General features: G+C 74.3%; 14 protein-coding genes and 1 riboswitch. Of the genes, 10 read left to right on the forward strand and 4 right to left on the reverse strand.

Annotation, left to right across the window (positions count from 1 at the left end):
- Positions 1 to 121 precede the first annotated feature (121 nt).
- Positions 122 to 1,720 (reverse strand): ribosomal protection-like ABC-F family protein, encoded by a 1,599-nt coding sequence (abc-f, locus tag ABZ354_RS12770; RefSeq protein WP_358655921.1) that lies wholly within the window; start codon positions 1,718 to 1,720, stop codon positions 122 to 124.
- A 234-nt stretch (positions 1,721 to 1,954) separates the two neighbouring features.
- On the opposite strand from abc-f, the gene ABZ354_RS12775 reads away from it, so the two are divergent.
- Positions 1,955 to 2,368: a VOC family protein gene (locus ABZ354_RS12775; RefSeq protein ID WP_358655922.1), complete on the forward strand. Its 414-nt coding sequence runs from the start codon at positions 1,955 to 1,957 to the stop codon at positions 2,366 to 2,368.
- An 85-nt stretch (positions 2,369 to 2,453) separates the two neighbouring features.
- On the opposite strand, the gene ABZ354_RS12780 is transcribed toward ABZ354_RS12775, so the two are convergent.
- The 3 genes from ABZ354_RS12780 to ABZ354_RS12790 form a co-directional block, all read right to left on the reverse strand.
- Entirely contained in the window at positions 2,454 to 3,704 is a 1,251-nt protein-coding gene (locus tag ABZ354_RS12780) for a hypothetical protein (RefSeq protein ID WP_358655924.1), read from the reverse strand.
- Positions 3,705 to 4,009: 305 nt separating this feature from the next.
- Positions 4,010 to 5,239 (reverse strand): alpha/beta hydrolase, encoded by a 1,230-nt coding sequence (locus tag ABZ354_RS12785; protein ID WP_358655926.1) that lies wholly within the window; start codon positions 5,237 to 5,239, stop codon positions 4,010 to 4,012.
- 80 nt (positions 5,240 to 5,319) lie between these two features.
- Positions 5,320 to 6,060, reverse strand: a complete 741-nt coding sequence (locus ABZ354_RS12790) for a class II aldolase/adducin family protein (RefSeq protein ID WP_358655928.1) — start codon at positions 6,058 to 6,060, stop codon at positions 5,320 to 5,322.
- 230 nt (positions 6,061 to 6,290) lie between these two features.
- Here ABZ354_RS12790 and ABZ354_RS12795 point away from each other — a divergent pair, with 230 nt between their 5' ends.
- The 9 genes from ABZ354_RS12795 to cobI all read left to right on the forward strand — a co-directional run bounded on the left by ABZ354_RS12795 (position 6,291) and on the right by cobI (position 19,665).
- On the forward strand, positions 6,291 to 7,586 hold the full coding sequence (locus tag ABZ354_RS12795) for an inorganic phosphate transporter (protein WP_358655930.1): 1,296 nt from the start codon (positions 6,291 to 6,293) through the stop codon (positions 7,584 to 7,586).
- Positions 7,587 to 7,656: 70 nt separating this feature from the next.
- Entirely contained in the window at positions 7,657 to 7,878 is a 222-nt protein-coding gene (locus ABZ354_RS12800; protein WP_358655932.1) for a hypothetical protein, read from the forward strand.
- 186 nt (positions 7,879 to 8,064) lie between these two features.
- A riboswitch (cobalamin riboswitch) is annotated at positions 8,065 to 8,206 on the forward strand.
- A gap of 99 nt (positions 8,207 to 8,305) precedes the next feature.
- A complete protein-coding gene (locus ABZ354_RS12805) occupies positions 8,306 to 9,277 on the forward strand; it encodes a cobalamin biosynthesis protein (RefSeq protein ID WP_358655933.1) in 972 nt (323 codons plus the stop codon).
- A 31-nt stretch (positions 9,278 to 9,308) separates the two neighbouring features.
- Positions 9,309 to 10,820, forward strand: a complete 1,512-nt coding sequence (locus ABZ354_RS12810; RefSeq protein WP_358655935.1) for a cobyric acid synthase — start codon at positions 9,309 to 9,311, stop codon at positions 10,818 to 10,820.
- On the forward strand, positions 10,817 to 14,536 hold the full coding sequence (gene cobN / locus ABZ354_RS12815) for a cobaltochelatase subunit CobN (RefSeq protein WP_358655937.1): 3,720 nt from the start codon (positions 10,817 to 10,819) through the stop codon (positions 14,534 to 14,536). Before ABZ354_RS12810 ends, cobN begins: the two co-directional genes overlap by 4 nt.
- Positions 14,533 to 16,557: a putative cobaltochelatase gene (locus ABZ354_RS12820; protein WP_358655938.1), complete on the forward strand. Its 2,025-nt coding sequence runs from the start codon at positions 14,533 to 14,535 to the stop codon at positions 16,555 to 16,557. The genes cobN and ABZ354_RS12820 overlap by 4 nt, the downstream gene beginning before the upstream one ends.
- Positions 16,557 to 17,156 carry a cob(I)yrinic acid a,c-diamide adenosyltransferase gene (cobO, locus tag ABZ354_RS12825; RefSeq protein WP_358655940.1) on the forward strand — a complete coding sequence of 200 codons (600 nt, stop codon included), beginning with the start codon at positions 16,557 to 16,559 and terminating at the stop codon, positions 17,154 to 17,156. Before ABZ354_RS12820 ends, cobO begins: the two co-directional genes overlap by 1 nt.
- A 68-nt stretch (positions 17,157 to 17,224) precedes the next feature.
- A complete protein-coding gene (locus ABZ354_RS12830; protein ID WP_358655942.1) occupies positions 17,225 to 18,937 on the forward strand; it encodes a cobyrinate a,c-diamide synthase in 1,713 nt (570 codons plus the stop codon).
- On the forward strand, positions 18,934 to 19,665 hold the full coding sequence (cobI, locus tag ABZ354_RS12835; RefSeq protein ID WP_358655944.1) for a precorrin-2 C(20)-methyltransferase: 732 nt from the start codon (positions 18,934 to 18,936) through the stop codon (positions 19,663 to 19,665). Before ABZ354_RS12830 ends, cobI begins: the two co-directional genes overlap by 4 nt.
- Positions 19,666 to 19,679: the final 14 nt, after the last annotated feature.

Consider the following 19,679-nt stretch of genomic DNA (forward strand, 5'->3'; position numbering starts at 1 on the left):
CCGGGAAATCCGTGTAGGACACACCTCGATACGAGGAGATCTCACACAGATGGTGGATCACCGATGGGCCGAATGATCCATAGCGAGTGGATCCACACGGTCCGGTTTCGTCGGACGAGGGTCAGGCGAGGGCGACCAGGTCCGCGTAGTCGGAGCCCCACAGGTCCTCGACGCCGTCCGGGAGCAGGATGATCCGCTCCGGCTGGAGCGCCTCGACGGCGCCCTCGTCGTGCGTGACGAGGACGACGGCGCCCTTGTAGGTGCGCAGCGCGCCGAGGATCTCCTCGCGGCTGGCCGGGTCGAGGTTGTTCGTCGGCTCGTCCAGCAGGAGCACGTTCGCCGAGGAGACCACGAGGGTGGCGAGGGCGAGCCGGGTCTTCTCCCCGCCGGAGAGGACGCGGGCCGGCTTGTCGACGTCGTCGCCGGAGAACAGGAACGAGCCGAGCACCTTGCGGACCTCCACGAGGTCCAGGTCGGGCGCGGCGGTGCGCATGTTCTCCAGGACCGTGCGGTCGGGGTCGAGGGTCTCGTGCTCCTGCGCGTAGTACCCGAGCTTGAGGCCGTGGCCGGGGACGACCATGCCGGTGTCGGGCTGTTCGACACCCCCGAGGAGGCGCAGCAGGGTCGTCTTGCCGGCGCCGTTGAGGCCGAGGATGACGACGCGGGAGCCCTTGTCGACGGCCAGGCTGACGTCGGTGAAGATCTCCAGGGAGCCGTACGACTTCGACAGTTCCTCCGCCATCAGCGGGGTCTTGCCGCAGGGGGCGGGCTCCGGGAAGCGCAGCTTGGCGACCTTGTCCTTCTGGCGGACCTCCTCCAGGCCGGAGAGCAGCTTCTCGGCGCGCCGGGCCATGTTCTGCGCGGCGACCGTCTTGGTGGCCTTGGCGCGCATCTTGTCGGCCTGGGCGTTGAGCGCGGCGGCCTTCTTCTCGGCGTTCTGCCGCTCACGCTTGCGGCGCTTCTCGTCGGCCTCGCGCTGCTGCTGGTAGAGCTTCCAGCCCATGTTGTAGACGTCGATCCGGGCGCGGTTGGCGTCCAGGTAGAACACCTTGTTGACGACCGTCTCGACCAGGTCGACGTCGTGGGAGATCACGATGAAGCCGCCGCGGTAGGTCTTCAGGTAGTCGCGCAGCCAGACGATGGAGTCCGCGTCGAGGTGGTTCGTGGGCTCGTCGAGCAGCAGGGTGTCCGCGTCGGAGAACAGGATGCGGGCCAGTTCGACGCGGCGGCGCTGGCCGCCGGAGAGCGTGTGCAGGGGCTGGCCCATCACGCGGTCGGGCAGGTTCAGCGCGGCGGCGATGGTGGCCGCCTCCGCCTCCGCGGAGTACCCGCCCTTGGTGAGGAACTCCGTCTCCTGGCGCTCGTACTGGCGCAGGGCCTTCTCGCGGGTGGCGCCCTGGCCGTTCGCGATGCGCTGTTCGTTCTCGCGCATCTTGCGGAGCAGGACGTCGAGGCCGCGCGCGGAGAGGATGCGGTCGCGGGCGAGGGTGTCGAGGTCGCCGGTGCGGGGGTCCTGCGGGAGGTAGCCGACCTCGCCGGAGCGGGTGATGGTGCCCGCGGCCGGGATCCCGTCGCCCGCGAGGCACTTGGTGAGGGTGGTCTTGCCTGCGCCGTTGCGGCCGACGAGGCCGATGCGGTCGCCCTTGGCGACGCGGAACGTGGCGCTTTCGATGAGGACGCGGGCACCGGCGCGCAGCTCGATGCCGGAGGCGGAGATCACTGGTCAGACTCCAGGGCGGGTGGGAGCGGGATGGGCGGCTGAGGGCGTTCCCGCCGTCTAATGCGCGAGGAGAATGGCCATGGAGGCCAGTCTACCGGGCTCGTGCAAGCACTTTTTCTGCGTGCGCGCGTTCGATCACCGGGCCGGCCCGCGTCCGGCGGGCGTTGTCAGTGGTGGCTGCGAGACTGAGCGGCAGGTGATCGTTCCCACGATGATCACAAGGGAGTGATCGGCATGGCAGGCACGGTCGGCGGCCCCCCGGGCATCTGTCCCACGCTGCTCTACGCGGACGCGAAGGCGGCCATCCGCCAGCTCACGGAGGCCTTCGGCTTCACGGAGCTGTCGGTCTACGAGGGCGAGGACGGCACGGTGATGCACGCCGAGCTGGCCCAGGCCAACGGCGTGGTGATGCTCGGCTCGAAGGGCCGCGGCGGCGTGTTCGACGCGGCGATGAAGGACGCGGGCACCGCCGGGGTGTACGTCGTCGTGGACGACGTGGACGCACACCACCGGCGGGCCGTGGAGCACGGCGCGGAGATCCTGATGCCGCCGACGGACCAGGACTACGGCTCGCGGGACTACATGGCCCGGGACGTGGAGGGCAATGTGTGGAGCTTCGGCACCTACGCGCCGGTGCTCGGGGGCTGACCGCCCGGGGGCGCCGGCCGCCGGGAGCCGCTTCCCCGGGGAGGCGGCTCCCGGCGGCCGGTTCCACGGCGTCCTCCCGGGTCGGTCAGTTGCGGCCGGTGTGGACCTGGAATGCGGCCCGGCGTACGGCCTTCGCCAGCGCCGGGTCGGGGTGCGCGGCGGCCAGCGCGACCAGTACCTGCACGGTGCGCGGGTGTCCCACGGCGCGTATCGCGTCCAGCAGCGCCGGCACCGTGGACTGCACGGCGGACTCCAGGTGCCGTACGAGCAGCTGGGCCTCGCCGTGGTCGGCGACCGCGGCGGCGGTGTCGACCCACAGCCAGGTGGCCTCCTCCCGGGTGAGGACCTCGTGGGCGTCCTCGGGGTCGGCGCCCTCGTGCTCGGCCAGCCACAGCAGGGCGTACGGCCTGAGCGTCGGCTCGTCGAGGACGGCACGCACGTCGGGCTCGGCGGGGGCGCCGACGACGCGCAGCGCCTCGAAGGCCAGGCCGCGCAGCAGGGCGTCCTCGCCGCGGGCGGCGCCGAGGAGTTCGGCGACGGCGCTGCCGACGGGGCGGGCGGCGAGCCAGGCGCGGTATTCGGCGCGGGCGGCGTTGGGGCGGAGCTGGGCGCAGCCGCGCAGCATGGCCTCGGCGGACTGCTCGATGTTCCCGGCGGGGCTCTGCGCGGCGACGCAGATCTGCTCCAGCTTGACCCAGACCGCCCAGCTGCCGAGCGGGGTGAGGGTGGCCTGGCCGTCGCCGTAGGTGAGGGCGCCCACCGAGGCGAGGGCGCGCAGGGCCCAGTCGAGGAGCGGGGCGAGCGAGGTCTCGTCGGCCGGCTGGGGGGCGACGGGCTCGGGCTGCGGGCCGTAGGGGATTTCGCAGCGCTCGGTGCGCAGCTCGGTGACGCGCTGCTGCAGCAGGTCGAGGAGTTGCGGGACGGGGACGGGCCCGGCGGACAGCTGGAGGAAGGACAGCACCTGCGGCATGGCCGAGACCACCTCGGCGACGGCGGCGGGCGCGTGCTCGGCGGGCTCCGGGCAGGCGAGCGACCAGGCGTCGAAGAGGGCGACCCAGCCGCGCAGGACGGCGCTGTCGTCGCGGTTCCAGGCGCGCAGCCGCCAGCCGGGGCGGGCGCGTCCGCCGTGCACCTCGACGAGGCCGGCGAGCCGGGCGGTGTCCCAGACGGCCTGTACCTGAGCCAGGGTCAGGCCGAGGTCCTCGGCCGCCCGTTCGGCGGTCGCCTCGGAGAGCGTGGCCTGGCCGTCGGCGGTGGCGCCGCCGCGGCCGGGGCCGAGGGTGCTGTCGGCCCAGCGGGCCACGAGGGCGGCACCGGCCAGCTCCGAACGTGCCATGCCGGCCAGTTCGGAGCGGGCGGGAGTGCCCTCCGGGGGGCGCGGCGCGGGGCGGCGGGAGGGCCGTTGGTTCATCGTTCTCGAGGCAGCGGCCAGGGGTCGCGGGCGGACGAGTCGGAGCCTGGAGTCGCGCGGGATACGGGACGTCACGGGTGCAGTCTTCCGGTTGACGGTCGGAAAACCCAAACGGAATGCTGACGGAGGTCACGAGAACGGCCCGGGGACCGCTTCCACATGTGGTGAGACACCTGGAACGGGTCGATGTGAGGTGTTAAGCGGAATGGTCGGGATGGCTCTGGCCGTGCTCACACGAGAGGGGTCAGGAAGCGGCGCAGGACCTCTTCGTAGGCGTCCGGGTCGGCGTTCCACATCGCGCCGTGCGGGGCGTTGCGGACGGTGTGCAGGGTGACCGGGCCCGGGCCGGCGTCGGCGAGGCGGCGGGACAGCTGCCAGGGGGCCACCCGGTCGTCGGGTCCGTGCACGACGAGGGTCGGGATGCGCGGGCCTTCCGGGGCGGTGGCGGGGCGGGCGGTTCCGGATGCCCCGGTGGCGCCGGGGGTCTCAGGGGCCCTCGGGGTCTCGGTGGTCCCGGTGGTCCCGGTGGTTCCTGGAGTCCCTGATGTCCCGGTGTGGTGCTGGGGGGAGGCCTTCATGCGGCCCTGGGCGGCGCGTACCGCGAGGGGCAGCAGGACGCTCGGGGTGCGGCGGGCGGCGGCGAGGGCACGCAGGGTGGTCTCCCAGTGGAGCACGGGGGAGTCCAGGACGAGCCCGGAGACGAGGTCGCGCAGTTCGGAGCGGGCGGCGGCGCGCAGCGCCATGGTGGCGCCGGTGGACCAGCCGTGCAGGACGACGCGGCGGGCGCCGGACCGTACAGCGTGGTGGATCGCCGCGTCCAGGTCGTGCCACTCGGTCTCGCCGAGGTGGCCGAGGCCGTCGGGCGGGCGCGGGGCTCCGGCGTCCCCGCGGTAGGCGAGGGCGAGCACCGGGAAGTGGTGGCGGTGCAGGAAACCCATGACGTTCAGGGTGTGTTCGCGGGTGGTGCCGAGGCCGTGCACCGCGATGATCCAGGTGTCCCGGCTGCCCGGCACGAACCAGGCGGGGAGCGCGCCGAGTTCTCCGCGGACCTCGACGTCGGTGTGGTCGAGGCCGAGGGCGGTGCCGGGGTCGCCGATGTGGACGGAAGGGGTGAGCCAGGCCCTGTCGCCGGGTTCGAGCGTGCCGCGCGTGACGCGTTCCAGGCGGCGTACGACGGTGTCGGCGGTGTGCTCGGCGTCGGGCAGGACGGGGCCGACGATCGCGTGCGTGCCGTTCCCGGTGAGTCCGTAGCGGCCGGGGCGCAGGGTGGCGAGGTCGCGGGTCAGGGTGATCTGGCCTGCGGCCGTGCCGTGCACGGTGAGGCGGGGTTCGGTCGGCAGGGGCCGGCCCGGGGCCGCCTTGAGCGCCGCGTCGGCGGCCAGCCGGCCGACGGCGACGCCCGCGGCGGCGACTGCCAGGGCTGCGGTGACGGCGGTGGCCGTCGCGTTGACTGTGCGCACCGGTCCAGTGTCCCGGTGGACCCGCCCGGCGGCCAGTGGACCGGCTCGCCTGCCGCCGCCCGGTGGACGGGTCCGCGGGCTCAGGGGCGCTGCCCGTAACCCCGCATCTTCTCCTGCACCTCGGTCAGCTGCTCCGGGGTCAGGAGGGTCGGGGCGGTGCCCGGGACGGAGGACGCCGTGAGCCACAGGCGGCACATCCACTCCAGCTGGGCCGTGCGGTCGTAGGCCTGGTCGAGGGTGGCGCCGTAGGTGATGGTGCCGTGGTTGCGCAGCAGGCAGCCGGTGCGGCCGGCGAGGGCCCGGAGCATGTGTTCGGCCAGCTCCGCGCTGCCGTACGTCGCGTACGGGGCGACGCGGACGGGGCCGCCGAGGGGCGCGGCCATGTAGTGGATGAGGGGCAGCTCGGGCACGAGTGTGGAGACGGCCGTCGCGTGCACGGCGTGGGTGTGGACGACGGCGCGGGCGTCGGTGGTGCGGTACACGGCGAGGTGCATGGGCAGTTCGCTGGTGGGCACCAGGGTGCCGAGGACCTGCCGGCCGTCGAGGTCGACGCAGGTGATGTCGTCGGGTGCCAGCCGGTCGTAGGGGACGCCCGACGGGGTGACGAGGACGGTGTCGCCGACGCGTACCGAGACGTTGCCCGAGGTGCCGACGACGAGGCCGTCACGGACGGTCCGGCGGGCCGCGGCGACCAGTTCGCCCCAGGCCCGCTCCTCCGCCGCGCTTCCGGTGCGCGCCGCCGCTTCACTCCGGGCGTGCGCCCCCGTGTCGTCCACGTTCCCGTCCCTGGTCACGGTCGCTTCCTCGCGGTGCTCAGTCATGGGGCGATCCTGCCAGGCCGGTGCGGGTGAGGCGGACCTCCGCCGGCGGTCGCGGGGCCGGGCCGGCGGGCGCCGCGGGGCGAGCGGGTGCCGGGGTGCCGGGCGGGCGTCCCGCAAGGACGCGACACCCCCCTGCTCCGGTCACCGTCAAGCCCTCCTCAGTTCATCTTCCGTTCACCCGGGTTGCCTACGTTCAACTCGACAATGACCTCGAACGATTGTCTGGGTAAATGGAAAGCTTCTCGCTGATCCTCGCGATTGTGGTCGTCACCGCACTCGCGTTTGATTTCACGAACGGTTTCCACGACACCGCCAACGCGATGGCCACCACCATCTCGACCGGCGCGCTCAAGCCCAAGGTCGCGGTGGCCATGTCCGCCGCGCTGAACCTGGTGGGCGCCTTTCTCTCCGTGGAGGTCGCCAACACGATCTCCAAGGGTCTCGTCGACGAGGCCGGCATCCGTCCCGAGGTCATCTTCGCCGCCCTGGTCGGCGCGATCCTCTGGAACCTGGTGACCTGGCTGGTCGGCCTCCCGTCCAGTTCCTCGCACGCCCTCATGGGCGGTCTGATCGGCGCCACCATCGCCTCCGCCGGCCTGGGCGCGGTGCACGGCGACGTACTCGTCACCAAAGTCCTCCTCCCGGCGATCGCCGCGCCGATCGTCGCGGGCGTCGCCGCGCTGTTCGCGGCCCGGCTGACGTACGTCCTCGGCAAGAAGTCCGACGGTGAGGCCGCCAGGAAGGGCTACCGCTCCGGCCAGATCGCCTCGGCCGCCCTGGTCTCCCTCGCGCACGGCACGAACGACGCGCAGAAGACGATGGGCATCATCACCCTGGCCCTGGTCGCCGGCGGCGCCGTCGCGCCCGACTCCGACCCGCCCCTGTGGGTCATCCTCTCCGCGGGTCTCGCCATCGCGATGGGCACCTACCTCGGCGGCTGGCGCATCATCCGCACCATGGGCAAGGGCCTGACCGAGCTTCGGCCGCAGCAGGGCTTCGCCGCCCAGACCAGCGCGGCCACGGTCATCCTGGCCTCCTCCCACCTCGGCTTCTCCCTGTCCACCACGCACTCCGTGTCCGGTTCGGTGATGGGCGCGGGCCTCGGCCGCAAGGGCGGCGTGGTGCGCTGGTCGACGGCCACCCGGATGTTCATCGCCTGGGGTCTGACGCTGCCGGCCGCGGCCCTGGTCGCCGCCCTCGCCGAGTACGTCTGCGACCTGGGCGACTGGGGCACGGCGCTCGTCGCCGTCTTCCTGATCGCCTCCAGCGCCTGGATCTGGAAGCTCTCCCGGCGCGAGGTCGTCGACGCCACGAACGTCAACGACGTCGAGGAGCCGGCCGGCGTGGTGACCACCGCGATCGCCGCCGTCACCCCGCCCCCCGCGGGCACGATGACCGAGGAGTTCTCCGCGACCATCCCGGCCCAGGCCACCGACGGGCCCGGGGCGGCTTCGGCACCCCTGGTTCCTCTGGTCGCCTCCGCCCCGCCTGCCCCCGTGGCCCCGTCGGCCCCCACGACCGTCTGAGACCCCGAGCCCCCGCTCCCCCGCACCCCCGGTCCGCCGGGGGCGCCGGGCGCGAAGGAAGAGAAGCAGCATGAAGATCGACTGGGCGGCCCTCGGCTCCGTCTTCGGAGTCAGTTTCGTGGTCACCGTGGCCCTGGTGGGCCTGTTCACCGTCGGCATCGCCGGGCTGTCCCGCCGTGAGCGGGCCGTCGAGCAGGGCGGCTCCGCGACCCTCGCGGTCACCGGCGCGTACGCGTGCTTCGCGGCGTGCGCGGCGGCCGTGGGCTACGGCATCTATCTGATCGTCGCCTGACACGCCACGGCGCCCGGGCGCCGGAGCAGGCGGGCACACGGCACCGCGGGGTGCGGGACGGACCACCGCCCCCGCACCCCGTTTCGTCATGGCCGGGATCCCGTGGAGCGCGGCGCCCTTCCCGCGGCGGACACCGTCGTGTGGGCCTTCGCACACTCCGCCCTCGCAGGTCAACGGCAGGTTGACCGATGTTCGCGGGCGTGGTGGACTGCCCGGGCCAAGTACGGCGGCAAGAGAGGAAGCCGGTGCGAATCCGGCGCGGTCCCGCCACTGTCACCGGGGTGCACACCCCGGAAGCCAGGAACTCTCACCGCCGGTCTCGTCGAACCAGGGCGCGGACACCCTGAGTGAGGACATATCGCCATGCGCGGCTGCCTGTTGAGGTACTTCCCGGCCGACCCGTCTGCGACCGCGGTCGGCTGAACCGATGGGTGCCGACCGCGTCTTCGCGTACGGCGCCGCCACCGGCCTCCTCGGCGACCTGCTCCTCGGCGATCCGCGCCGCGGGCATCCCGTTGCCGTGTTCGGGCGGGCCGCGGCCGTCGTGGAAGGGCTGTGCTGGCGGGACCGCCGAGGGTGGGGCGCGCTGCACACCGCCGTGTGCGCCGGTGGGGCCGTCTCGGCCGCCGCCCTCGCCGCCCGTGCCGTACGCCGCTCCCCCGCCGCCTCCGTCGCGCTGACCGCCGCCGCCACCTGGGCCGTCGTCGGCGGAACGTCGCTGGCCCGGGAGGCGGGGGCCGTCGGGCGGGCGCTCCGGGCCGGGGACGTCGAGGCGGCGCGGGCCCGGCTGCCGCACCTGTGCGGGCGCGACCCGCGGGCGCTGGACGCCGACGGCATCGCCCGCGCCGTGGTCGAGTCCGTCGCGGAGAACACCTCGGACGCCGTGGTGGGCGCCCTCGTGTGGGGTGCCGTGGCCGGGGTGCCGGGGCTGGTGGGCTTCCGGGCCGTCAACACGCTGGACGCGATGGTCGGTCACCAGTCCCCGAGGTACCGGCGCTTCGGCTGGGCCTCGGCGCGGCTGGACGACGTCGCCGGCTGGCCCGGGGCCCGGCTGACCGCCGCCCTCGCCGCCGTGTCCGGCGGCCGCCCCCGGGGCGCGCTGCGGGCCTGGCGTGCCGACGCGCGACAGCACCCGAGCCCCAACGCCGGGCCCGTGGAGGCCTCGTTCGCGGGCGCCCTCGGGGTGCGGCTGGGCGGCACGCTGTCGTACGGGGGGCGGGTCGAGCACCGGCCCGTGCTCAACGCGGCGGCGGGACGCGCGGTCGACGTCCGGGACATCGACCGCGCGGTACGCCTGTCGCGGCGCGTGGGACTGCTCGCGTTCGGCGTCTGCGCGGCCGGACGGCTCCTCGTGGAGCGCGTACGGCGTCAGCCGCCCGGGGAGAGGCGCACGGCGTGAACGGCCGGATTCGTGTGAAGGGGCGTACGTCATGAACGGTGGGGGGCTGCTCGTCGCCGGCACCACCTCCGACGCGGGCAAGAGCGTCGTCACGGCCGGGATCTGCCGTTGGCTGGCGCGCCGGGGCGTGAAGGTGGCGCCGTTCAAGGCGCAGAACATGTCGCTGAACTCGTTCGTGACGCGGGAGGGCGCCGAGATCGGGCGGGCGCAGGCCATGCAGGCGCAGGCGTGCCGCGTGGAGCCGACGGCACTGATGAACCCGGTGCTGCTCAAGCCGGGCGGCGAACAGTCCAGCCAGGTCGTGCTGCTGGGCAGGCCGGTGGGCGAGATGAGCGCGCGGGGCTATCACGGCGGGCGGCAGCGGGAGCTGCTCGGCACGGTGCTGGACTGTCTCGCCGAGCTGCGGGCCTCGTACGACGCGGTGATCTGCGAGGGCGCCGGGTCGCCCGCCGAGATCAACCTGCGCCGGACCGACATCGTGAACATGGGGATCGCGCGGGGGGCCGGGCTGCCCGTGCTCGTCGTCGGCGACATCGACCGGGGCGGGGTCTTCGCGTCGTTCTTCGGCACGGTGGCGCTGCTCTCCCCGCAGGACCAGGAACTGGTCGCCGGGTTCCTCGTCAACAAGTTCCGCGGGGACGTGTCCCTGCTGGAGCCGGGCCTCGGCATGCTGCGGGGCCTGACCGGGCGGCCGTCGTACGGGGTGCTGCCGTTCCGGCACGGGCTCGGGATCGACGAGGAGGACGGGCTGCGGGTGTCGCTGCGCGGGACGGTGCGGGAGTCGGCCGTGGCGCCGCCCGTCGGTGAGGACGTGCTGCGGGTGGCGGTGTGCGCGGTGCCGCTGATGTCGAACTTCACCGACGTGGACGCGCTGGCGGCCGAGCCGGGTGTCGTGGTGCGGTTCGTGGACCGGCCGGAGGAACTGGCGGACGCGGACCTCGTCGTCGTACCCGGAACGCGCGGGACCGTGCGGGCGCTGGACTGGCTGCGGCAGCGGGGGCTGGCCCGGGCGCTGGTCCGGCGGGCCCGGGAGGGGCGGCCCCTGCTCGGGGTCTGCGGCGGCTTCCAGGTGCTCGGCGAGCACATCGAGGACGACGTCGAGAGCCGCCGCGGGCATGTCGACGGGCTCGGCGTGCTTCCCGTGCGGGTGCGGTTCGCCCGCGAGAAGACCCTGACGCGGCCGGTCGGCGAGGCCCTCGGCGAGCGCGTCGAGGGGTACGAGATCCACCACGGCGTCGCCGACGTCCGGGGCGGCGAGCCCTTCCTCGACGGATGCCGCGTCGGGCACACCTGGGGCACGCACTGGCACGGCTCGCTGGAGTCGGACGGCTTCCGGCGGGCCTTCCTGCGCGAGGTCGCCGCAGCCGCGAGCCGCCGCTTCGTGCCGGCCCCCGGCACATCGTTCGCCGCGCTGCGCGAGGAGCAGCTCGACCGGCTCGGCGACCTGATCGAACAGCACGCGGACACGGACGCGCTGTGGCGGCTCATCGAGTCCGGCGCGCCACGAGGACTGCCCTTCATTCCACCGGGAGCGCCCGCATGAGCACAGTGTTGTTGTTGTCGACCGCCGACACGGACCTGCTGGCGGCCCGTGCCTCCGGCGCGTCCTACCGGATCGGCAACCCCACCCGCGTGGACGTCGCCGGGGAGCTGCCCGCGCTGCTCGACGGCACGGACGTCGCCGTCGTACGCCTCCTCGGGGGCAGGCGGGCCTGGGAGGACGGGCTGGCGGCGCTGCGGGCGTCCGGGGTGCCGACCGTGCTGCTGGGCGGCGAGGCCGTGCCGGACGCGGAGCTGATGGCCGAGTCGTCGGTGCCCGCCGGTGTGGTCGCGGAGGCGCTGAGGTACCTGGTGGAGGGCGGGCCGGAGAACCTCACCGAGCTCGCCCGGTTCCTGTCGGACACCGTGCTGCTGACCGGCGAGGGCTTCGCGGGGCCGCGGCAGATGCCCGAGTACGGCGTGCACGGCGCCCGCGCGCGGGCCGAGGGCCGGCCGACGGTCGGCGTGCTCTTCTACCGGGCGCACGAACTGAGCGGCAACACCGCTTTCGTGGACAGCCTGTGCGACGCGATCGAGGCGCACGGCGCCAACGCCCTGCCGGTGTACTGCGGTTCGCTGCGCGGCGCGGACGCCGGGCTGTACGAGCTGCTCGGGGCGGCGGACGCGCTCGTCGCGACCGTGCTCGCGGCGGGCGGCACGCACGCGGCGGGGGCCTCGGCGGGCGGGCACGACCCCGTGGTGCGCGGCACCGCCGCCGAGGACGGCGGGGGCGGACGGGCGGACGAGGACGCGTGGGACGTCGGCGCCCTCGCCGACCTGAACGTGCCCGTCCTGCAAGGGCTCTGCCTGACCTCCTCGCGCGCCGCCTGGCAGGAGTCCGACACCGCGCTGTCCCCCATGGACGCCGCGATGCAGGTCGCCATCCCCGAGTTCGACGGCCGGCTGATCACCGTGCCGTTCTCCTTCAAGGAGCAGGGCCCGGACGGCGTCCCGGTGTACACCGCCGACCCGGAGCGGGCGGCGCGCGTGGCCGGCATCGCCGTACGGCACGCCCGGCTGCGGCACAAGCCCAACGCGGAGAAGAGGCTGGCGCTGGTCTTCACCGCGTACCCGACGAAGCACTCGCGGGTCGGCAACGCGGTCGGCCTCGACACGCCCGCGTCGGCGGTACGGGTGCTGGACGCGCTGCGGGACGCCGGGTACGGCGTCCGCGGGTACCCCTCGGGCGGCGACGAGCTGATCCACCGGCTCATCGGGGCCGGCGGGCACGACGTGGAGTGGCTGACGGAGGACCAGCTGGCCGCCGCGCCCGCACGGGTGCCACTGGCCGACTACCGGGCCTGGTTCGACCGGCTCGACCCGGACCTCAGGGCCGCGATGCTGGAGGCCTGGGGTGAGCCGCCGGGTTCGCTGTACGTCGACGGCGACGACATCGTGCTTGCGTCGCTGCGGTTCGGGAACGTCGTCGTGATGATCCAGCCGCCGCGCGGCTTCGGCGAGAACCCCATCGCGATCTACCACGATCCGGACATGCCGCCCTCGCACCACTACCTGGCCGCGTACCGCTGGCTGGAGGCCGCGACGTCGGAGGGCGGCTTCGGCGCGGACGCGATCGTGCACATGGGCAAGCACGGCACGATGGAGTGGCTGCCCGGCAAGGGCCTGGGGCTGAGCGGCGGCTGCGCCCCGGACGCCGTGCTCGGCGAACTCCCCCTGGTCTACCCGTTCATCGTCAACGACCCCGGCGAGGGCACGCAGGCCAAGCGGCGCGGGCACGCCACCGTGGTGGACCACCTGGTGCCGCCCATGGCCCGCGCCGACACCTACGGCGACCTGGCCAGACTGGAGCAGCTGCTCGACGAGTACGCGCTGGTCTGCGACCTGGACCCGGTGAAGGCACCGGCGGTGCGCGCGCAGATCTGGACGCTGGTCAAGGCGGCCGAGCTCCACCACGACCTGCGCGTGGACGAGCAGCCGGACGACGCCGGGTTCGACGAGTTCGTCATGCACATCGACGGCTACCTGTGCGAGATCAAGGACGTGCAGATCCGCGACGGCCTGCACGTCCTGGGCGGCGGCCCGGTCGGTGAACCCCGCGTGAACCTGGTACTGGCGGTGCTGCGGGCCTCACAGGTGTGGGGCGGGCGGGCGAACGCGCTGCCTGGCCTGCGGGCCGCGCTGGCGTCGTCTTTCGGCCTCAGCGAGAAGGAACTGCTCGCCGAACCGGGCGCGCCCGTGAAGGTGCCTGCCGGGCTGAGCGGCCTGGTGGACGGCCCGGACCGCACCGGGGCCGACGCCATCGACCTGCTGGAACAGCTGTGCCGGCGGTGCGCGGAGGGCATGGAGGCGCGCGCCTGGGACGTCACGGCCGTACCGGGGCTGGTGCGGGAGGTGCTCGGCACCGAACTCCCCGACGCCGTCGCCGTGCTGGAGTTCGCCTGCGACGAGGTCGTGCCGAGGCTGGCGCGCACCACGGACGAGATCGACCACATCCTGCGGGCGCTGGACGGCGGCTACGTGCCCGCCGGCCCGTCCGGCTCCCCCACCCGCGGCCTGGTCAACGTCCTGCCGACCGGCCGGAACTTCTACTCGGTCGACCCCAAGGCGATCCCGTCCCGGCTGAGCTGGGAGGTCGGCCAGTCCCTCGCGGACTCGCTGGTCGCCCGCTACGTCAAGGACACCGGCAGGTACCCGGAGTCCGTGGGCCTCACGGTGTGGGGCACGTCCGCGATGCGTACGCAGGGCGACGACATCGCCGAGATCCTGGCGCTGCTGGGCTGCCGCCCGGTGTGGGACGACGCCTCGCGCCGCGTGACCGGCTTCGAGGTGGTGCCCCCGGCGGAGCTGGGCCGGCCGCGCATCGACGTCACGGTCCGCATCTCGGGCTTCTTCCGGGACGCGTTCCCGCACGTCGTGGGGCTGATCGACGACGCGGTGCGGACCGTGGCCGACCTGGACGAGCCGGCCGACGTCAACCACGTGCGGGCGCACGCCGACGCGGACACCGCCGAGCACGGGGACCGGCGCCGCGCCACCGCCCGCGTCTTCGGCTCCAAGCCGGGGGCGTACGGGGCCGGCCTGCTGCCGCTGATCGACGCCCGCAACTGGCGCTCGGACGCCGACCTCGCCGAGGTGTACGCGGTGTGGGGCGGCTACGCCTACGGGCGCGGGCTCGACGGCCGGGCGGCGCGCGGCGACATGGAGACGGCGTTCCGGCGGATCGCGGTGGCGGCGAAGAACGTCGACACCAGGGAACACGACCTCGTCGACGCCGACGACTACTTCCAGTACCACGGCGGCATGGTCGCCATGGTGCGGCACCTGACGGGCGCGAGCCCCGAGGCGTACGTCGGCGACTCGGCCACCCCGGACCAGGTGAGGACGCGGACGCTCGGCGAGGAGACCCACCGGGTCTTCCGCGCCCGGGTCGTCAACCCCCGCTGGATGGCGGCGATGCGCCGGCACGGCTACAAGGGCGCCTTCGAGATGGCGGCGACCGTGGACTACCTGTTCGGGTACGACGCGACGGCCGGGGTCGTGGACGACTGGATGTACGAGAAGTTGTCCGCGGAGTACGTGTTTGCACCGGAGAACCAGGAGTTCATGCGGCAGTCCAACCCGTGGGCCCTGCGCGGCATCACGGAACGGCTGCTGGAGGCCGCGGACCGCGGTCTGTGGGCGGAGCCGGACGCGGACACGCTGGAGCGGCTGCGCGCCGTCTATCTGGAGCTCGAAGGCGACTTGGAGGGCGACCGGTGACCACCCCCTTTCCTTTCACGGCCGTGGTCGGCCAGGACGACCTGCGGCTCGCGCTGCTGCTGAACGCGGTGTCGCCGCAGGTGGGCGGCGTACTCGTACGCGGCGAGAAGGGCACCGCGAAGAGCACGGCCGTACGGGCGCTGTCGGCGCTGCTGCCCGAGGTGCCGGTGGTGCCCGGCTGCCGGTTCTCCTGCGACCCCGGCTCGCCCGACCCGTCGTGCCCGGACGGGCCGCACGGGGCGGGGGCGGGCGGGACGCGTCCCGCCCGCATGGTCGAGCTGCCCGTCGGCGCCTCCGAGGACCGTCTCGTCGGCGCGCTCGACATCGAGCGGGCTCTGTCGGAGGGCGTGAAGGCTTTCGAGCCGGGCCTGCTGGCGGACGCGCACCGCGGGATCCTGTACGTCGACGAGGTCAACCTCCTCCACGACCACCTGGTGGACCTGCTGCTGGACGCGGCGGCGATGGGCGCCTCGTACGTCGAGCGCGAGGGTGTCTCGGTGCGGCACGCCGCACGTTTCCTGCTCGTCGGGACCATGAACCCCGAGGAGGGTGAGCTGCGGCCGCAGTTGCTCGACCGGTTCGGGCTGACCGTCGAGGTGGCGGCGTCGCGGGAACCCGGTCAGCGGGTGGAGGTCGTGCGGCGACGCCTCGCCCACGACGACGATCCGGCCGGGTTCGCGGCGCGCTGGGCCGACGAGGAGGCCGCCGTACGGGCGCGGGTCGTGGCGGCGCGCGCGCTGTTGCCGCGGGTGCGGCTGGGGGACGGGGCGCTGCGGCAGATCGCGGCGACCTGCGCCGCGTTCGAGGTGGACGGCATGCGGGCCGACATCGTGATGGCGCGTACGGCGACGGCGCTGGCCGCGTGGGCGGGCCGGACCGACGTACTCGCGGAGGACGTGCGGCAGGCCGCGCTGCTCGCGCTGCCGCACCGCCGGCGCCGCAATCCGTTCGACGCGCCCGGTCTGGACGAGGACAAGCTGGACGAGGCGTTGGAGGAGTCCGGCGACGCGAGCGGCGACGATCCCGGCCCGGACGGGCCGGACGACGGTGGCGGCGGAGGGGGCGGCGGTGGCCGGTCGCCGTCCGAGGGGCCCGACGGCGGGAGCACCGGCGCGCAGACGGAGGCCGGCCGGGACGGGCAGCCGCAGCCGTCCGGGGCCGGCGCGGGCGAGCAGTCCGCCGTACGGGCCGCCGAGCCGTTTCGCGCGAAGGCGTTGAGCGTGCCCGGCATCGGGGAGGGCGCCGCCGGGCGGCGTTCGCGGGCGCGGACCGAGCACGGGCGGACCACCGGGGCGCGCCGTCCCCGGGGCGCGCTGACCAAGCTGCACCTGGCGGCGACCGTGCGGGCCGCCGCCCCGCATCAGCGGGCACGGGGGCGCAGCGGGACGGGGTTGGTCCTCCGGCGGGAGGATCTCCGGCAGGCCGTGCGGGAGGGCCGCGAGTCCAACCTCGTGCTGTTCGTCGTGGACGCCTCCGGCTCGATGGCCGCGCGGCAGCGCATGCGTGCCGTGAAGGGTGCCGTGGTGTCGCTGCTGCTGGACGCCTATCAGCGGCGGGACAAGGTGGGGCTGGTGACCTTCCGGGGGTCGGCGGCCGACGTGGCGCTGCCGCCGACGTCGTCGGTCGATGCGGCGGCCTCGCGGCTGGAGTCGCTGCCCACGGGTGGCCGTACGCCGCTCGCGGCCGGGCTGCTGCGCGCCCACGAGGTGCTGCGGGTGGAGCGGCTGCGCGATCCCGCGCGGCGGGCGCTGCTCGTCGTGGTGACCGACGGCCGGGCCACCGGCGGTCCCGAGCCGGTGGCGCTCGCCGCGCGTGCGGCACGACTGTTCGCCGCCGGGGGTGTCGCCTCCGTGGTCGTGGACTGCGAGTCGGGGCCGGTGCGGCTGGGGCTGGCCGGGCAGCTCGCGGGAGAGCTGGGTGGTACGGCGGTGACGCTGGACGCGTTGCGGGCGGACTCGATCGCCGGGCTCGTGAAGGACGTGCGGGGCAGGGACGTACCGGGCAACAGGAGGGCCGCGTAATGCCGCAGGGACAGCCGAGTGTCGTACCCGACGACGGCCTGACGACCCGTCAACGGCGCAACCGGCCGCTGGTCGTCGTGCACACGGGCGTCGGCAAGGGCAAGTCGACGGCCGCGTTCGGACTGGCGCTGCGCGCCTGGAACCAGGGGTGGCCGATCGGGGTGTTCCAGTTCGTCAAATCCGCGAAGTGGAAGGTCGGCGAGGAGAACGCGCTGCGCGTGCTGGGCGCCTGCGGGCAGGGCGGCACCGTCGACTGGCACAAGATGGGCGAGGGCTGGTCCTGGGTCCAGCGCGACGCGCAGCTCGACAACGAGGAGAAGGCCCGCGAGGGCTGGGAGCAGGTCAAGCGGGACCTGGCCGCCGAGACGTACCGGCTGTACGTGCTGGACGAGTTCGCGTACCCGATGCACTGGGGCTGGGTCGACACCGACGAGGTGGTCGACGTGCTGCGTACGCGGCCCGGCAACCAGCATGTGGTGATCACCGGGCGGAACGCGCCGCAGCGCCTGGTGGACTTCGCCGACCTCGTGACCGACATGTCCAAGGTCAAGCACCCCATGGACGTCGGGCAGAAGGGGCAGAGGGGCATCGAGTGGTGACTCCTTCCCCGGCCGGACCGGCCTCCCCGGCCGCCGCGCCCGTGTCGTCCGCCTCCACCGTCTCGCCCATGCAGTCTGTCTCCGCCGTGTCCGCCGTCTCGCCTGTCTCGTCCGCCTCGCCCGTCCGCGCTGTTCCCCGGCTGGTGATCGCCGCGCCCTCCTCGGGCAGTGGCAAGACCACCGTGGCCACGGGGTTGATGGCCGCGCTGACCGCGCGGGGTCTCACCGTGTCCCCGCACAAGGTCGGCCCGGACTACATCGACCCCGGATATCACGCGCTCGCGACCGGGCGCCCGGGGCGGAACCTCGACGCGTACCTGTGCGGTACCTGGCTGATCGGGCCGCTGTTCGCGCACGGGGCGCGCAGCTGCGACATCGCCGTGATCGAGGGGGTGATGGGGCTGTACGACGGTGCCGCCGGGGAGGGTGAGCTGGCGTCGACCGCGCAGGTCGCCAAGGTGCTGCGGGCTCCGGTGGTGCTGGTGGTGGACGCGTCGGCGCAGTCGCGGTCGGTGGCGGCGCTGGTGCACGGGTTCGCGTCCTGGGACCCGCAGGTGCGGGTCGGGGGCGTGATCCTGAACAAGGTCGGGTCCGATCGGCATGAGGAACTGCTGCGGGAGGCGCTGGATTCGGCCGGGGTGCCGGTGCTCGGGGTGCTGCGGCGGGTCGCGCAGGTCCGGACGCCGTCGCGGCACCTGGGGTTGGTGCCGGTCGCCGAGCGGCGGGCGGATGCCCTGGAGGCCGTGGCCGCGATGGCGGCGCAGGTCGTCACCGGGTGTGATCTGGAGGCCCTCGTCGCGGTGGCGCGGGGGGCGGGGGCGTTGTCCTGCGCGGCCTGGGACGCGGGGGCGGCGCTGGCCTCTTCGGCCGAGGCTCCGGGTTCGCCGGCCGGTGCTGCGGCGCCCTCGGCCGGCGCCCCGGTTTCGTCCGCCGGTGCGGTGGCCCCTTCGGCGGGCGTCCCGGCTCCTTACGCCGGTGCCGTGGCCTCCGCGGCTGGCGCTCCGGCCTCTGCGGCAGGCGCTACGACGTCTTCGGCCGCCGGCGCCTCGGTTTTCTCCGCCGGCGCCTTGGATTCCGCGGCCCCTGGGCACCTTCCCGTCCCGTCCACGGGGGCCGTCGTTGCCGGACCCCCGCTTCCGCCCGAAGGGCCTCGTCCCCGGACGCCGGACGGATCGAAGGGGCCCCTGATCGCGCTGGCCGGCGGGCCCGCCTTCTCCTTCTCCTACGCCGAGCACGCCGAGCTGCTCGCCGCCGCGGGGGCCGAGGTCGTCACCTTCGACCCGCTCCGCGACGAACACCTGCCCGACGGGACACGCGGACTGGTGATCGGGGGCGGGTTCCCCGAGGTGTACGCCGCCGAGCTGTCCGCCAACGAGCCGCTGCGCAAGGCCGTCACCGAGCTCGCGCACGCCGGGGCCCCCGTCGCCGCCGAGTGCGCGGGGCTGCTGTACCTGTGCCGGGAGCTGGACGGGCTGCCCATGTGCGGGGTGCTCGACGCCACGGCCCGGATGACGGAGCGGCTCACCCTCGGCTACCGGGACGCGGTGGCCGTGGGGAACAGCGTGCTCGCCGTGGCCGGGACGCGGATGCGGGGGCACGAGTTCCACCGCACCGCCGTCGAGCCGGGCGCGGGGGCCGGACCCGCCTGGGGCGTCCTCACCCCCGCGCGGCGGGTCGAAGGATTCGTACAGCGCGGTGTGCACGCGAGTTATCTGCACACGCACTGGGCGTCCGAGCCCGGTGTCGCCCGTCGGTTCGTGGAGAGGTGCCGGACGTCATGAGCAGCAGGCTGATCGGAGTCGGGGTCGGTCCGGGCGATCCGGAGCTGGTGACCGTGAAGGGTGTCAACGCCCTGCGCGCCGCCGAGGTCGTCGTCGTGCCGGTGCTGGACACCGGGGAGCGCGGCCGGGCCGAGGCGACCGTGCTGCACTACGTGCCCGGGGAGAAGGTCGTCCGGGTCGTGTTCGCGCTGAACGAGCGCACCGACCGGGCACGTCGCGAGGCCGCCTGGGACGCGGCGGGCGCCCGCGTCGCCGGTCTGCTGCGCGCCCACGGCTCCGTCGCCTTCGCGACCATCGGCGACCCCAACGTGTACTCCACGTTCACGTATCTCGCGCAGACCGTCGGCGAGCTGGTGCCCGGGACCGTCGTGGGGACCGTGCCGGGCATCACCGCCATGCAGGACCTCGCCTCCCGGTCGGGTGCCGTGCTGACGGAGGGGACCGAGCCGCTCACGCTGGTGCCGGTCACCGCGGGCGCGGCCGTGCTCAGGGACGCCCTGAGCGGTCCCGGGACCGTCGTGGCCTACAAGTTCGGGCGGCAGGCCGGCGAGGTCGCCGAGGCGCTGCGCGAGACCGGGCGGATCGACGACGCCGTGTGGGGGTCCGCGCTCGGACTGCCGGAGGAGTCCGTCCGGCCCGCCGCCGACCTCGACGGCGCCCCACTGCCGTACCTGTCGACGCTCATCGCGCCCGCCCGGCGCGACGGGGGCCGGGGCGGAAAACTCTGACCGCCCGCCCCGCG

The sequence above is a fragment of the Streptomyces sp. NPDC005925 genome, from assembly GCF_040638805.1.
Taxonomy (GTDB): Bacteria; Actinomycetota; Actinomycetes; order Streptomycetales; family Streptomycetaceae; genus Streptomyces.

What these genes read in the sequence shown, in the direction of transcription:
- ABZ354_RS12775 (WP_358655922.1), top strand. Translation starts at nt 1,955, where the DNA reads ATGGCAGGCACGGTCGGCGGCCCCCCGGGCATCTGTCCCACGCTGCTC.
- ABZ354_RS12780 (WP_358655924.1), bottom strand. Translation starts at nt 3,704, where the DNA reads ATGGCACGTTCGGAGCTGGCCGGTGCCGCCCTCGTGGCCCGCTGGGCC.
- ABZ354_RS12790 (WP_358655928.1), bottom strand. Translation starts at nt 6,060, where the DNA reads ATGACTGAGCACCGCGAGGAAGCGACCGTGACCAGGGACGGGAACGTG.
- ABZ354_RS12795 (WP_358655930.1), top strand. Translation starts at nt 6,291, where the DNA reads ATGGAAAGCTTCTCGCTGATCCTCGCGATTGTGGTCGTCACCGCACTC.
- ABZ354_RS12800 (WP_358655932.1), top strand. Translation starts at nt 7,657, where the DNA reads ATGAAGATCGACTGGGCGGCCCTCGGCTCCGTCTTCGGAGTCAGTTTC.
- ABZ354_RS12805 (WP_358655933.1), top strand. Translation starts at nt 8,306, where the DNA reads ATGGGTGCCGACCGCGTCTTCGCGTACGGCGCCGCCACCGGCCTCCTC.
- ABZ354_RS12810 (WP_358655935.1), top strand. Translation starts at nt 9,309, where the DNA reads ATGAACGGTGGGGGGCTGCTCGTCGCCGGCACCACCTCCGACGCGGGC.
- cobN (WP_358655937.1), top strand. Translation starts at nt 10,817, where the DNA reads ATGAGCACAGTGTTGTTGTTGTCGACCGCCGACACGGACCTGCTGGCG.
- cobO (WP_358655940.1), top strand. Translation starts at nt 16,557, where the DNA reads ATGCCGCAGGGACAGCCGAGTGTCGTACCCGACGACGGCCTGACGACC.
- ABZ354_RS12830 (WP_358655942.1), top strand. Translation starts at nt 17,225, where the DNA reads ATGCAGTCTGTCTCCGCCGTGTCCGCCGTCTCGCCTGTCTCGTCCGCC.
- cobI (WP_358655944.1), top strand. Translation starts at nt 18,934, where the DNA reads ATGAGCAGCAGGCTGATCGGAGTCGGGGTCGGTCCGGGCGATCCGGAG.